This window comes from Thalassospiraceae bacterium LMO-JJ14, from assembly GCA_021555105.2.
In the GTDB taxonomy this organism is placed as follows: domain Bacteria; phylum Pseudomonadota; class Alphaproteobacteria; order Rhodospirillales; family Casp-alpha2; genus UBA4479.
In genome coordinates, this window is record CP134604.1 from 456,181 (window position 1) to 469,223 (window position 13,043).

A 13,043-nucleotide genomic window follows, 5' to 3' on the forward strand; every position below is an offset into this window, starting at 1 on the left:
ATAAGGGCTTGGAAAGAAAAACACACTATATACGATGCATCGATATTCGATGGCGTTTCGGCGGATAAGGAAGTGCATATGAGTAACGGCAAAAGGATCCTCATTGTCGACGATGACGAGGATCTGGTGGATATGTTGAGCGAGCAGTTGAAGCTCCATGAAGAATTTCAGGTTGTCACGGCGCTGAGTGCCGCCGCAGGACTCGAAATTACCAAGGAAAACAATTTCGACATGATTCTGCTGGATGTCGGGCTGCCGGACATGGACGGCCGCGAGGTTTGCCGTTTGATGCGCCGCGGCGGGGTCCGCACACCGATCATCATGCTGACCGGTGCAGATACGGATGCGGACACCATCCTCGGGCTTGATGCCGGTGCCAACGATTACGTCACCAAGCCATTCAAGCTGGGCGTTTTGCTGGCACGGCTGCGCGCCCATATTCGCCAGCACGAACGCAGCGACGATGCGGTGTTTGCGATTGGTCCGTATACCTTTCAGCCGGCCAACAAGCTTCTCGTGCGCGATTCCGACCAGCGCAAGGTGCGCCTGACCGACAAGGAAACGGCAATCCTCAAATACCTGTACCGGGCCGGCGACAAGGCCGTTGCCCGCGAAAAGCTGCTCGACGAGGTCTGGGGTTACAACGCCGCCGTGACCACCCACACCCTGGAAACGCACGTTTACCGGCTGCGCCAGAAAATCGAAGAAGACCCGTCCGGCGCCAAGCTTCTGGTTACGGAGGCCGGCGGCTACAAGCTGGTTCCCTGAGAAAGGACGCCCGGCCCAATTTACCCCACCGGATAGTCCCAGGGGGGGGGAGTCCGGTTGGGGTGCCAGGAATGGCTGGCCGGGCGCCTTCGACCTCTCGGTCATGAGCGGGAAGACCCGTTCAGCGGTGCGGCAGGGGGGACGCGCGCATCCGCACGTTTCATATACTCTTTTTAGAATAATTTTAAAGTGCTGCGGGCCATTTTGTTGAGCGCGCTTAGGGCGGTGGTTAGCGGCCCAGATCGAGTTCGGGGAAAACGGCGAGAAAACGGTTTTCCGGGATCGGAAAATCAAAGCGGCTGTTGATCAGGGTCAGATCCGTAATAACGCCCTGAGCATCGATAATGACCCATTTCTTCAGGACCATCGGGTTTTCCGTGAATACCAGCGTCAGTTCCCCGGCCAGCGGGTCCTTGGCCTGTACGACACTGATGCGGATCGTGTTGGCGCCCTTCTCGAAGCCGGTGACGCTAAGGGCGCCGTCGGTGAACGAGAAGTTTTCCCGTAACAGGAACGCCGCCGGGGTGTCATCCAGCGGGATGTGATTGACCTGTTTCATCTCCTTGTCGACGTAGCTCAGGTATTCGCCGCTGGCGACGATCAGGATCGGCGTCGGCGGGGCGTATTCGATGCGCAGGTTCTTCGGCCGGGACAGAAGAATTTCCCCGGTTGCGGTTTCGCCGTTCGACGAAATCTGCAGAAACTCGGCCTGCAGGGTCTTGATACTCTCAAGATAGGCTTCCGCTTTTTTCAACGACGCATCGATCTCGGGCGTGATGTTGATGGCGCCTTCGGCCATGACGGTTCTGGGCGCGGCAAACGCGAAAAGCATGACCGCGGCGATCGGCAACAGATATTTCTTAAGGGCTCTCATGATCGCGTTTCTAGGCGCTCAATGTGGCAAGGTAAAGGCGTATGCGGACAATCCGCACCCGGCGGGACTTCAGACAAACTTGAGCGCGACTGAGGAAACCAGCAGAAACGACGATATCGCCGCCGCCCGGGCCGCGAACCAGTAGGCGGTTTCACGCAACGTGCGGCCGATGATGCGCTGGGCGATGCCTTCCGGGGGACGGCGGTCCTTGGGCAGAATCAACCAGGCCTCGGTGCGGCGGTAGGGATGACGGACGGCGCGCCAGCCGTAAAGCACGAGGATCGCGACAAGTCCCATGCCGATCAGCCCGCCGGTCCGTGTCGCCAGCGGCGGATCGAAGCTGAGGCCCATCATGAGGGTAAAAATAGCCAGCCCGGCAAAACCGGCGGCACGGCCGACGGAAACGAAAGCGGCATTTTCGATGGCTTCCATGGCAAACCACCCAGGCAGTTGTCCAAGGCCATATTGTGACGGATTTTATGCGAACCGCGAATACAAAAATGCGTGAAGGTCTTGTGCCGGATACAGAGGCATTCTTCTAACCTATTGAAAACAGACTCTTTTAAGGCCTTGATTTTTAACGTATTTTTATGTATAGTATAGATGAAATCTGAAAGCGGGCTGAACCCGTCAAGTAGGATTTCTTTGGGGCGGCTCCGGTCGCCCCCTCTCTTTTAAATATACACAATGCCAAGTGGATGACCGATGCGGGCATGTGTATTCAGTATCGGCTGCAATCGAGAGACATAGTTTTTTGCACCCTTCCTCCGAATAAATGAGTTCGGACTATAGTGCTGCATCAGGAAATAAGCACAAACATCTGCCGCTTGGATTGGAAGGGTTTCGGATGAATCTTTCCCATGTGGGTCTTCAATAACTTTCGTAATTGGGATGTTTCGTGATCCCTGGCCATACTGGGCCATATTCGGAATATAATTGTGAACGGCCATTCGTCTCATGAGACGCATAAGCTTGGTGCCGTTGGTCGCGTCTGTAATTACCATGCCATGGTCGTTCGAGTGCCCACCGGGAAAGTTCCCATTTATTAATGTATTTTCGAAACGTTGGAACAGGTACTGCCACGCTGTTGTGAATACGTCATAGTTTGCAGGTTTGTTAGTTTTATCAATTATCACGTTGGTTACGTTGATCGATTGAATTTTCGCAAGCTCGTCTAGGAAATTGCGTAAGATAGCGAACCGAACATGTTTCGCCATGCCATGCACCCGGGACTTCATAAACTCTGACGCATGTATCTCCGCCCGTACCGGCAATCCATATACGCCCCTCATCGTTTTTTTGAACTGAACAAGGGTGTCGATGAAGGAACGCCAATCGGATTCATGCACTACGATTCCGGACAGGGCGAAGTGCGAGGTCGGTGAGTTTTGAAGTCCTGAGTCGCCACTCTCGTCAACATACATAATGTACATGTATTGAATAATAGCTTCGGATTCGCTGTTTGCGGGAAAAATCTACGGCGCTTTCGAGATTACATAATCCCATAGCTATTTTTGCCGGAAAATGTTGCAAAAATTCGGGAAGGTTTTTTGAACGACGAGATGAGTAACCGACGGCTGGTGTAGGAAAAGTCGCTGCCGCGAGCGTTTACGACGAATGATCGCCGATCAACACTTCGCGGCGGCCGACGCGGTTGGCGGCGCTGACCACGCCTTCGCGTTCCATCGTCTCGATGATACGTGCGGCGCGGTTATAGCCGATCTGGAAATGGCGCTGGATGAAGCTGGTCGAGGCCTTGCCTTCGCGGGCCACCAGCGCCACCGCCTGGTCGTAGTGTTCGTCGTAGTCGCCGCCGCCGGAGCCACCGCTCTCACCGAACATCGGCTCGCCGGTTTCCACGGTCACAGCCTCGATGTATTCGGGCTGCGCCTGTTCCTTCAGATGGCTGACCACACGTTCGACTTCCTCGTCGGAAACGAACGGGCCGTGCACACGGGAAATGCGGCCGCCGCCGGCCATGTACAGCATGTCGCCCTGGCCCAGAAGCTGTTCCGCGCCCTGCTCGCCGAGGATCGTGCGGCTGTCGATTTTCGATGTCACCTGGAACGAGATGCGCGACGGGAAGTTGGCCTTGATGGTGCCGGTGATGACGTCCACCGACGGGCGTTGTGTCGCCATCATCAGATGGATGCCGGCGGCGCGGGCCATTTGTGCCAGGCGCTGGATCGCGGCCTCGACGTCCTTGCCGGCGACCAGCATCAGGTCCGCCATTTCATCGACGACGACGACGATGTACGGCAGGGGATCGGTCGGCAACGGTTGCTCTTCGTAGATCGGCTTGCCATCGTCGTCGAAACCGGTCTGCACGGTGCGCGTCAGGTTTTCGTTCTTTTTCTTGGCTTCGGCGAGACGCTGGTTATAGCCGCCGATGTTGCGCACGCCCATCTGGCTCATGTTGCGGTAGCGGTCTTCCATCTCGCGGACCACCCATTTGAGCGCGACCACGGCCTTCGTCGGGTCGGTGACGACCGGCGTCAGCAGGTGCGGAATTTCCTGATACACGGAAAGTTCCAGCATCTTCGGATCGATCATGATGAATTTGCACTGCTCGGGCGACAGGTTATAGAGCAGCGACAGGATCATGGTGTTCATGGCCACCGACTTGCCGGACCCGGTGGTGCCGGCGATCAGCAGGTGCGGCATGCGCGCCAGATCGACCGTGACCGGACCGCCGCCGATGTCCTTGCCGAGCGCCAGCGGCAGTTCGGCCTTGGTTTTCTCGAAATCGCTGGACGCCAGCAGTTCGCGCAGATGAACCATTTCACGGTGTGCGTTCGGCATTTCGATACCGATGACGTTGCGGCCCGGCACGACGGCGACACGAACGGAAACGGCGCTCATGGAGCGTGCGATATCGTCGGACAGGCCGATGACGCGCGATGTTTTAGTGCCCGGTGCGGGCTCAAGCTCATAAAGGGTGACGACCGGGCCCGGGCGTACCTTCACGATCTCGCCCTTGACGCCGTATTCCTCAAGCACCGTCGACAGATAGCGCGCATTCTGCTGCAGCGCCTCGCGGCTCTCGCGGGTTTCCTCGCGGGTTGACTGCGCGATGTCGAGAATCTCCAGCGGCGGCTGTACGTAGTCTTCCTCGCCGCCCAGTGGTAATGTCTGTTGACGCCGGGCCTGCGCCTTGCGTCCGGTCTTGGCGCGTTTCGGACGCGGATCGACGACCGGTGCCTTTTGCGACGATGACCGGGACGCCGGGGTGAACGCCGCATCGAGCGCACCGCCCTGATAGCCGTCTTCATCTTCGTCATCATCATCGATGTCGTCGTCTGCTGTGGCGGCACCCGCACCGGTGTGCGGCGCCGGTATCAGGCTGCGGACACGCCCGCCCAGATCCTGTGCCCGTTCGCCGAGATCGCGCGCGGCGCCAAAGGCTGTAAACGCGAAGGCATAAGCCTTTTTCAGTCCTTGCCAGCCGGCCTTGGCGGCGGCCAGCCAGTCGCGCGGGCCCATGCCCAGCGAAATGACGCCAGCAGCGGCGGCGAGCGAACTCATGGTCCACAGTGTAATGTCGGCAGCGGGGCGGATGCCGAGTCGCCCGGCCCACATCACCAGTTCATGATAGGCCAGCGATCCGGCGACGCCGCCAAGACCGGCCGCCAATGGCCAGCCTGCAGGCGTCGTGATGCCGGAAAGTGCGACGGCACTGAGTATGACGGCGAGAATCAGCCAGCCGAGCCGCCCGACGGGCTTCGCCAGGCTGCCGTGCGTCAGAATCATGGCGGCCCAGACGGCCAGCGCTGCCGGCACGATCAGGGCGGCGTAGCCGACGACCTGTAAGACGAGATCGGAAAACACGGCGCCCCAGTGACCGGCCAGATTGATCGGCGGATTGTCGGTGGCACTGTTCAGCGACGGATCGCCCGGCGCATAGGAAAGAATGGCCGCGCCGATGATGGCGGCAACGGCGATCAGGGCCATGCCGGTCATCTGCCAGCCGCGGCGTTTCAGCGCGGCGGTCAGCGACGCGGGCAGAAGGGGCTCGGATGATCGGCCTGAAGTGTTTGAGCGCAATACGGTCATACACCCGTCGTAAGCGTCGTTTCTTACCAAGAGATTAACGCTTCGCAGGCCGGGAAGGGATGGATGGTAAATGCAAATTAACCACTAAATATCGGGGGCTTAGCGGAAGCTCTTGTTGTCGCCGATGAAGCGGTTTCACGAATCCGTGCATCTCGATTCGCCGACCCCGCTTATCCTTCGAGACGCGACTTCTTTACACGTCATCCCGGACGTTAGCCGAGCAAGCAAACCGAAGGTTTGCGCGTGCGAGGGTTACGATCCGGGACCCATGTCGGCGCACTGTACCGTGGATGAATGGGTCCCGGGTCTTCGCCCGGGATGACGAAAAAGGGGGCCGCCCGAAAAGGAGAAAGCCGGGCGGTAAACCGCCCGGCTTTCGGGGAGAACCAACTGATCTCGGAGGGGATCAGAGGGTTTGGGAGCCTTTTCCGAACTCCGGATAAGCTTCCATGCCGCATTCCGCACGGTCGAGGCCGAGCTCTTCGTCCTCTTCCGTGACACGGATGCCCATGGTGACTTTCAGGATCATCCAGACGATGGCGCTGCTGACGATGACGAAGACGCCGATCGAAACAATGCCGATTGCCTGGGTGACGATGGAGCCGCCACCGAAGATACCGACGCACAGCGTGCCCCAGATACCGGCGACGAGGTGAGCCGAGATGGCACCGACAACGTCATCGATCTTCAGTTTGTCGATCAGCGGCACCGCAAAGACGACCAGCGCACCACCGACACCACCGACGATCATGGCGATGAAGTGGTTCTGAAGGTCGGGACCCGCGGTGATGGCAACGAGACCGCCGATGGCACCGTTCAGCGCCAGAGAAACGTCGACTTTCTTGTAGATCAGCTGTGCCAGGATCATCGCTACGACAACGCCGGCGGCAGCCGCCAGGTTGGTGTTGACGTAAACGATCGAGATCGCAGCGGCGTCAAGAGCGGAACCCAGCGCGAGCTGCGAGCCACCGTTGAAACCGAACCAGCCGAACCACAGGATGAAAGTACCCAACGTGGCGAGCGGGATGTTCGCGCCCGGCAGTGCCCGGATGGACCCGTCGGAGCCGTACTTACCTTTACGCGCGCCGAGGATGATGGCACCGGTCAACGCTGCCCAGCCGCCGCACGAGTGCACCAGCGTGGAGCCGGCGAAGTCGGAGAAGCCCATTGCGTCGAGCCAGCCACCGCCCCACACCCACGAAGCCTGGATCGGGTAGATGACACCGGTGAGCACGACCGTGAAGATCATGAACGGCCAGAACTTGATGCGTTCGGCGACCGTACCGGAGACGATGGACGCCGCGGTTGCAACGAAGACCATCTGGAAGAACCAGTCGGAAGCGACCGAGTAGCCGGTGTCCGCGACTTTCGCGACCATGTCGGCGGTTGCCTCGTCGGCGTTAATCAACGCCAGTTCATCCGCGCCCGGATTGTAGAAGAGCGCAATGGCCCCCATCCAGCCGCCTTCCGGCACGTCGACGTACATCAGGTTGTACCCGATCAGGTAGAACATGATGCCGGCGACGGAATACAGCGCGATGTTCTTGAGGCAGATCGTGGCCGTGTTCTTGGAGCGGACCAGACCCGATTCCAGCATCGCAAAGCCGGCGGCCATGAACATCACGAGGACGCCATGGATCAAGAACGAGAATGTGTTGAAGACGTAGGCGCTCTCGGTGGTGACGTCCGCCATAGCCGGGGCGGCTGTCATCATGACGGCGACCGCTGCCAAAGCGGTGATCGCTGCCGTGCGCTTTTTCATGCGAGCAAAGTTCATAGTTTCATTCCTCCTAGAGCGCTTCCGCATTGGACTCACCGGTCCGGATCCGGACGGCCTTGTCGAGGGCGTAGACGAAAATCTTGCCGTCCCCGATTTTGCCCGTCATGGCGGTTTTCTGAACCGTTTCGACGACTTGTTCGACGAGGTCGTCGACACAAGCGATTTCGATTTTGACCTTCGGCAGGAAGTTCACTTGATACTCCGCGCCACGATAAATTTCGGCCTGACCTTTTTGACGGCCGAAACCTTTAACCTCGGATACGGTCATGCCTTCAATGCCGAGCGGGGTCAGCGCTTCGCGGACCTCCTCGAGCTTGAACGGCTTGATGACCGCCATGATCATTTTCATGTTGAACTCCTTCCGTTGATTTCAGGGCTTGCCGAGCGTGCCTAAACGACGGCAGATCCCCCTTGCACATTACGTGGACCCACAGGGCCGCTGCGTTCATTAATCAAGGTTCGTGCCAAGTTCTGAACGAAAGAATTACGCGTTTAAATTCAATGCATTAGATGATATTGAGATGTTATTTGGGGAAAAAGGGGGCCGAATATATGCTTATCTTTTATGCACAATAGAGTCATGATTAATAATTAGGCAAAATAGTCGATTAAATTCGACTGGACAGAATGCCGCTGCCAAGGCACCTAGATGCGTATGGTTGCAGACACATCAAAGACCTCGCCGTTGACGGCGGATATCCTGATCGTTGGCGGCGGGCTCGTCGGCAGCGTTGCCGCGCGGGCGCTCTCGCAGACGGGCTTTCAGGTCGTCGTCGTTGACGGCACCGACCCCGCCGATGCCATTGACGCCGCCTTTGACGGGCGGGCATCGGCGATTGCGGCCGCTTCCGAAAGACTGCTCAGTGCCATCGGGGTCTGGCCGCATCTGGTGGACGATGTGGCGCCGATCCTCGACATCCGGGTTGCTGACGGGGCTTCGCCGCTGTTTCTGCACTATGACCATGAAGATGTCGGCGAAGGGCCACTCGGCTATCTCGCCGAAAACCGCCATATTCGCAAAGCCGCCGTACAGGCCCTTAAGGGCGATGCGAAGGTAACGTTTCTGGCGCCGTTCAGGGTTGAAAGCCTCGAGCGCGATGCCAACGGTGCCAGGGCACGGCTGAGCGACGGCCGCGAAGTTCGCGCATCCCTTGCCATTGCCGCCGACGGGCGCGGCTCGAAAACCCGCGAAGCTGCCGGCATCAAGATCACCGACTGGCGCTACCCGCAGGATGCCATCGTCTGCACCGTCGAGCATGAAATACCGCATGCCTTTGTCGCGCATGAACATTTCCTGCCCGCGGGTCCGTTCGCCATCCTGCCGCTCAGGGGGACGGCGGAAAGACCGGGCTGCCGTTCTTCGGTTGTCTGGACGGAACGCGCCGGCCATGCCCGCGCCATGGTCTCGCTGGACGACAGGACCTTCACCCAGGAACTGTCGAAACGTTTCGGCGATTTCATGGGCAATATCGAGATTGTCGGCCCGCGCTTTTGTCATCCGCTCGGATTGCAGTTCGCCCGCACATCGATCGACAAGCGGCTGGTTCTGATCGGCGATGCCGATCACGGCATGCATCCGATTGCGGGGCAGGGCCTGAACATGGGGTATCGGGATGTGGCGGCGCTCGCCGATGTGCTCGGCGAGGCGAAACGGCTGGGCCTCGATATCGGCGCGCCATCCGTTTTACAGCGTTATCAGCGCTGGCGTCGCTTCGACAATACGCTGATGCTGGCGGTCACCGACGGGCTGAACCGGCTGTTCTCGAACGATATCGCGCCGCTGCGTCACGTTCGTGACTTTGGCCTCGGCGCCGTCAACCGCGTCCCGCCGCTGAAGAAAATGCTGATGCGCTCGGCGATGGGGCTGATGGGTGATCTGCCCAGCCTGATGCAGCGTTGAACACGTCGGCATTTCTCGTTGCGTTCCTGACGCTGGCCGGTGGCGGGCCGGGGACGGATTATCTTTACACGTGCGACAGCTCAAGCGTCGTCCTGGCACAGTTCGAAGACAATTACATGCACCTGCGTCAGGGACGGGAATCCATCATTCTGGTCCGCGCTGTTTCCGGCTCGGGTGCACGCTATACGGACGGCAAGACGGTCTTCTGGATCAAGGGGCGCAACGCAACGTATGATGACGGTAACGGGGCGATCCGGAAATGCCGCGTCATGGATCGCGGCTAAGGCCCTTTTCCTCAAGCTCGGCCAGATAGCCCGCCCACATCTCGTCCTGGCGCGCACCCATGTCGTGCAGATAGTCCCAGGAAAAAATACCGGTATCGTGCATGTCATCGAACTTGATGCGGATCGCATAATTGCCGACCGCCTCCAGACCCATGATGCCGACATGACGGCGCCCGGCAACGGTCTTTTTCTGACCTGGCCCATGCCCCTGTACATCGGCGGACGGGCTTTCGACGCGGAGCAGTTCCGCCGGAAGGCGGACCGTATGACCGTCTTCGAAATCGATTTCGAGAATCTTTTCCTCACGCTTGAGGCGGATTTCGCTCGGGCGGTGTTTCTGGCTGAACGTGTCGTTCAAGGTGTTTATCCTTTTCAGGCGCTGTTTTTATTATTGCCGGGCGCATCGTCGATTTCGCGGGCTTCGTCGGCAAGCATGATCGGGATGCCATCGCGGATCGGATAGGCCAGACCGGCCTTGTCGCTGATCAGTTCCTGCGCCTCGCGGTCATAGCGCAGCGTTCCCTTGGTCAGCGGGCAGACGAGAATTTCCAGAAGCTTGGGATCGATCTCGGTCGCGGTGGACGCGGTCATGGCAGCCTCGCAGGTATGGGTTATTGGCGGATATCGTGCATCGCCGAGCCGTTGCCGTGCGATGAAATCTCAAAATCCGGGTCAGCAGCTCGGCCCGCTCAGCCGTATCCGGGCATTCCAGCAGCGCCTGCTTCTCGCCGGGCTCCAGCGGGCAGGTCATCGACAGGGTGTCGATTAGCAAGGCATCCGGGGCTTCGTCGATACCGGACATATCGGCCTCGATACCCTGGGTGTCGAAATAACGCGCCATCGCCGAAATCAACCGGTCGCGACCGGCCACCCTGCCCGTGTCTGCGGCATTGTCTGCGGCCATGTCATTTAAATACGGTGTGAAGTCGGGTTGCACGCGGCGATAGCCGTCGAACGGCGGCAGCTCCCCGGCGATCCTGAAGCGGATCAGGCCGGAAAGATTGATAACATAGCAACCGTCATCGGTTTCCTCGAACTGGGTCACGCGCCCGGCACAGCCGATTTCATAGAGCCTCACGCCATCGGCGATCAGGTGTTCGTCCTGTTCGGCGACGGGCTGGATCATGCCGATCAGCCGGCCGGGGGTGCGCAGGGCATCCTCGATCATGTTCAGATAGCGCGGCTCGAAAATGTTCAAAGGCAGCTGCCCGCCCGGCAAAAGCATGGCGCCGGGCAGCGGAAAGACCGCCAGGATATCGGGCAGTGTCTCCGGGCTCAGGGTGCGGGGGCGCTCAAGCATCGCGGTACCGGCGGCTCAGGAAAACAGCACTGACGACAAACGCCGCCGGCCGCTGGTGGTCAATTCGTGCGTCGGGCCCAGGGCATCGAAGATCTTGATCAGCTGTTCGCGCGCCGCGCCGTCGTTCCAGTCTTTCTTACGGGCGATTATTTCCAGCAACGTGTCGATCGCGGCTTCGTTGCGCTTTGCCGCGTATTGCGCCAGCGCCAGATCGTATCGGGCCTGCAGGTCGGCGGGGTCGGCGTCGGCTTTTTGCTGCAACTCGGCGAGGTCGCCGCTGTCTTCGGTCTCTTCCTCGAGCTGGAACGCCGAGATCGCGGCGGCGATGGGGCCTTTCATTTTCCAGGCTTCCGGCAGCCCTTCGATCATGTCCCGCGCGGTATCGTTTTCGCCGGCGGCGACGGCGGCGCGGATCATGCCGGCGATGGCATGCTCATTTTCAGGGCTTTGCTGTTGCGCTTCGCCATACAGTGCCAGTGCCTGCAACGCATCGCCGCCTTCGAGCTCGGCATCGGCCTGCTCAAGGACCTGGTCCAGCGCGCCCTTGACGCCACCGGTCAGTTTTTCGATGAAAGTCTTGAGCTGGCTTTCCGGCAGTGCACCCATGAAGCCATCAACCGGTTGGCCGTCCTTGAAGGCATAAACGGCGGGGATCGACTGCACGCGCATCTGCGCCGCCAGCTGCTGGTTTTCATCGACGTTGATCTTGACCATTCTGACGGTGCCGCCGGCTTCGCGGACCAGCTTTTCGAGCATCGGCCCGAGTTGTTTGCACGGGCCGCACCACGGCGCCCAGAAGTCGACGATCACCGGCACCTGAGCCGAGGCGTCAATGACATCGGCCATGAAACGGTCGGTATCGGAATCCTTGATCAGTTCGCCGCCCGCCGGACCACCGACCGGCCGGGCATCCATGCCTTCGGACGATGAAGGGTCGAGGACGATACCGGGGGCAGGCGCCTCGGGCGCACCCATCGGTGCGGCCTGCTGCGGCGCCGCCTGCGGGTGCGGCTGCGCGCCTTGCGCATCGCCCTCGCCGGAACCCGGTTGTTTCGGGGACATACTGCCGTCGGGATTGATTACAAACTCCATGCCGTCTTCCTCACGTCTTCGCCCGGGTTGGGCTATATATAATATAGTGTCTTCGTTCCCCTATAAATGGACGGCCGCAAGCCGGACGGCAAGGGGCCGTGGCGCAGATTCCCCGATGAATTCCTTATGAAAACCATGCATTTTTCGATGGAATCATAAAATTCACAATTCAAGGATCAGCGGTGCATGCCCACAGCTCTCAAGAAACCGGATCAGGTCGCGGGGGTGCAGCGCCGTCGTTGCGGTGTTGACCAGGGGATGAAAATTGACGGTATCGAATTCCATCAGGCCGGCATCGAGTGCCATCGTCACCTGATTTTCGCTGTCGTTGATGACGCCGAACGGGGTCACGGAACCGGGCTCGACACCAAGATAAGTCATCAGCCGCTCGGCGCTGGCGAATGACAGGCTTTTTGTCGAAAGCCTTGCGCAGAGGGATTTCAGGTCGATTTGCCGGTCTTCGAGCGCGCTGAGCAGATACATCCGGCCCTTCTTGTCTTTAAGAAACAGGTTTTTCGAGTGCGCGCCGACCATTTTTCCGCGTACGGCCTTGGCTTCTTCGACAGTGTGCACCGGGGGGTGGTCGAAAGTCCGGCTTGCAATATCGAGGGCGGCAAGGATTTCGAGCAGGGTTTCGCGTGTATGCATGGCGGCAGATCGTAAGCCGGGACCGAATGCGGAACAAGACCGCCCGCCGTCCGCCGGGCCGTAGCCGGGTCGATTGCAAAGCCCAATGACAATGCCCTGTTACAATGCCCTGTTACAATGCCCTGTTACAATGCTCTGAGGCGGCGATATGCAAACCCTGAAAAAATTAGCATTTCGCGCTTGAAAACGGTTACGCGATGCGTATTATCCCGGCTGCTTTCGGCGTTGTCGGAAGTTACCCTCGGCGCGGGCGTAGCTCAGGGGTAGAGCGCAACCTTGCCAAGGTTGAAGTCGTGAGTTCGAATCTCATCGCCCGCTCCATTCTTTTCCGGAGACATAGCCAT

At 59.3% G+C, this 13,043-nt stretch carries 14 protein-coding genes and 1 tRNA gene; 4 read left to right on the forward strand and 11 right to left on the reverse strand.

The genetic code is table 11. The features are described 5' to 3' along the window. The first annotated feature begins 78 nt into the window (after positions 1–78). On the forward strand, positions 79–768 hold the full coding sequence (locus L2D14_02205) for a response regulator transcription factor (GenBank protein ID WNK00247.1): 690 nt from the start codon (positions 79–81) through the stop codon (positions 766–768). Positions 769–997: 229 nt separating this feature from the next. On the opposite strand, the gene L2D14_02210 is transcribed toward L2D14_02205, so the two are convergent. The 6 genes from L2D14_02210 to L2D14_02235 form a co-directional block, all read right to left on the reverse strand. Beyond that, positions 998–1,642, reverse strand: a complete 645-nt coding sequence (locus L2D14_02210; protein ID WNK00248.1) for an outer membrane lipoprotein carrier protein LolA — start codon at positions 1,640–1,642, stop codon at positions 998–1,000. Positions 1,643–1,711: 69 nt separating this feature from the next. After that, positions 1,712–2,074: a hypothetical protein gene (locus tag L2D14_02215; GenBank protein WNK00249.1), complete on the reverse strand. Its 363-nt coding sequence runs from the start codon at positions 2,072–2,074 to the stop codon at positions 1,712–1,714. A gap of 242 nt (positions 2,075–2,316) precedes the next feature. Beyond that, positions 2,317–3,075 carry a DUF3800 domain-containing protein gene (locus L2D14_02220; GenBank protein ID WNK00250.1) on the reverse strand — a complete coding sequence of 253 codons (759 nt, stop codon included), beginning with the start codon at positions 3,073–3,075 and terminating at the stop codon, positions 2,317–2,319. A 175-nt stretch (positions 3,076–3,250) separates the two neighbouring features. Continuing rightward, a complete protein-coding gene (locus L2D14_02225; protein ID WNK00251.1) occupies positions 3,251–5,695 on the reverse strand; it encodes a DNA translocase FtsK in 2,445 nt (814 codons plus the stop codon). A 406-nt stretch (positions 5,696–6,101) separates the two neighbouring features. Further along, positions 6,102–7,472 (reverse strand): ammonium transporter, encoded by a 1,371-nt coding sequence (gene amt / locus L2D14_02230; protein WNK00252.1) that lies wholly within the window; start codon positions 7,470–7,472, stop codon positions 6,102–6,104. 13 nt (positions 7,473–7,485) lie between these two features. Further along, positions 7,486–7,824, reverse strand: a complete 339-nt coding sequence (locus L2D14_02235; protein WNK00253.1) for a P-II family nitrogen regulator — start codon at positions 7,822–7,824, stop codon at positions 7,486–7,488. A 300-nt stretch (positions 7,825–8,124) separates the two neighbouring features. Between L2D14_02235 and L2D14_02240 the strand changes: the two genes are divergently transcribed. Together L2D14_02240 and L2D14_02245 are read left to right on the forward strand one after the other, a co-directional pair. Then, positions 8,125–9,375 (forward strand): UbiH/UbiF/VisC/COQ6 family ubiquinone biosynthesis hydroxylase, encoded by a 1,251-nt coding sequence (locus tag L2D14_02240; protein ID WNK00254.1) that lies wholly within the window; start codon positions 8,125–8,127, stop codon positions 9,373–9,375. Continuing rightward, positions 9,372–9,659: an MliC family protein gene (locus tag L2D14_02245; GenBank protein ID WNK00255.1), complete on the forward strand. Its 288-nt coding sequence runs from the start codon at positions 9,372–9,374 to the stop codon at positions 9,657–9,659. Before L2D14_02240 ends, L2D14_02245 begins: the two co-directional genes overlap by 4 nt. Here L2D14_02245 and L2D14_02250 read toward each other — a convergent pair. The 5 genes from L2D14_02250 to L2D14_02270 all read right to left on the reverse strand — a co-directional run bounded on the left by L2D14_02250 (position 9,643) and on the right by L2D14_02270 (position 12,699). Then, entirely contained in the window at positions 9,643–10,017 is a 375-nt protein-coding gene (locus tag L2D14_02250; protein WNK00256.1) for a DUF971 domain-containing protein, read from the reverse strand. The two genes, L2D14_02245 and L2D14_02250, sit on opposite strands and share 17 nt — an antisense overlap. 14 nt (positions 10,018–10,031) lie before the next feature. After that, the gene (locus L2D14_02255; GenBank protein ID WNK00257.1) at positions 10,032–10,250 is read right to left on the reverse strand and encodes a Trm112 family protein; all 219 of its coding nucleotides are present in this window, start codon (positions 10,248–10,250) and stop codon (positions 10,032–10,034) included. Continuing rightward, entirely contained in the window at positions 10,165–10,959 is a 795-nt protein-coding gene (locus L2D14_02260; GenBank protein ID WNK00258.1) for an LON peptidase substrate-binding domain-containing protein, read from the reverse strand. Before L2D14_02260 ends, L2D14_02255 begins: the two co-directional genes overlap by 86 nt. Before the next feature lie 15 nt (positions 10,960–10,974). Continuing rightward, positions 10,975–12,051 carry a thioredoxin gene (trxA, locus tag L2D14_02265; protein ID WNK00259.1) on the reverse strand — a complete coding sequence of 359 codons (1,077 nt, stop codon included), beginning with the start codon at positions 12,049–12,051 and terminating at the stop codon, positions 10,975–10,977. 162 nt (positions 12,052–12,213) lie between these two features. Next, the gene (locus tag L2D14_02270) at positions 12,214–12,699 is read right to left on the reverse strand and encodes a prolyl-tRNA synthetase associated domain-containing protein (protein ID WNK00260.1); all 486 of its coding nucleotides are present in this window, start codon (positions 12,697–12,699) and stop codon (positions 12,214–12,216) included. Between the two features lie 246 nt (positions 12,700–12,945). Here L2D14_02270 and L2D14_02275 point away from each other — a divergent pair. Further along, a tRNA-Gly gene (locus L2D14_02275) sits at positions 12,946–13,020 on the forward strand. Positions 13,021–13,043 lie beyond the last annotated feature (23 nt).

Bases quoted from the DNA above. Each gene is read 5' to 3' on its own strand.
- L2D14_02205 (WNK00247.1), top strand. From the start codon at position 79: ATGAGTAACGGCAAAAGGATCCTCATTGTCGACGATGACGAGGATCTG.
- L2D14_02210 (WNK00248.1), bottom strand. From the start codon at position 1,642: ATGAGAGCCCTTAAGAAATATCTGTTGCCGATCGCCGCGGTCATGCTT.
- L2D14_02215 (WNK00249.1), bottom strand. From the start codon at position 2,074: ATGGAAGCCATCGAAAATGCCGCTTTCGTTTCCGTCGGCCGTGCCGCC.
- L2D14_02220 (WNK00250.1), bottom strand. From the start codon at position 3,075: ATGTACATTATGTATGTTGACGAGAGTGGCGACTCAGGACTTCAAAAC.
- L2D14_02225 (WNK00251.1), bottom strand. From the start codon at position 5,695: ATGACCGTATTGCGCTCAAACACTTCAGGCCGATCATCCGAGCCCCTT.
- amt (WNK00252.1), bottom strand. From the start codon at position 7,472: ATGAACTTTGCTCGCATGAAAAAGCGCACGGCAGCGATCACCGCTTTG.
- L2D14_02235 (WNK00253.1), bottom strand. From the start codon at position 7,824: ATGAAAATGATCATGGCGGTCATCAAGCCGTTCAAGCTCGAGGAGGTC.
- L2D14_02240 (WNK00254.1), top strand. From the start codon at position 8,125: ATGCGTATGGTTGCAGACACATCAAAGACCTCGCCGTTGACGGCGGAT.
- L2D14_02255 (WNK00257.1), bottom strand. From the start codon at position 10,250: ATGACCGCGTCCACCGCGACCGAGATCGATCCCAAGCTTCTGGAAATT.
- L2D14_02260 (WNK00258.1), bottom strand. From the start codon at position 10,959: ATGCTTGAGCGCCCCCGCACCCTGAGCCCGGAGACACTGCCCGATATC.
- trxA (WNK00259.1), bottom strand. From the start codon at position 12,051: ATGGAGTTTGTAATCAATCCCGACGGCAGTATGTCCCCGAAACAACCG.
- L2D14_02270 (WNK00260.1), bottom strand. From the start codon at position 12,699: ATGCATACACGCGAAACCCTGCTCGAAATCCTTGCCGCCCTCGATATT.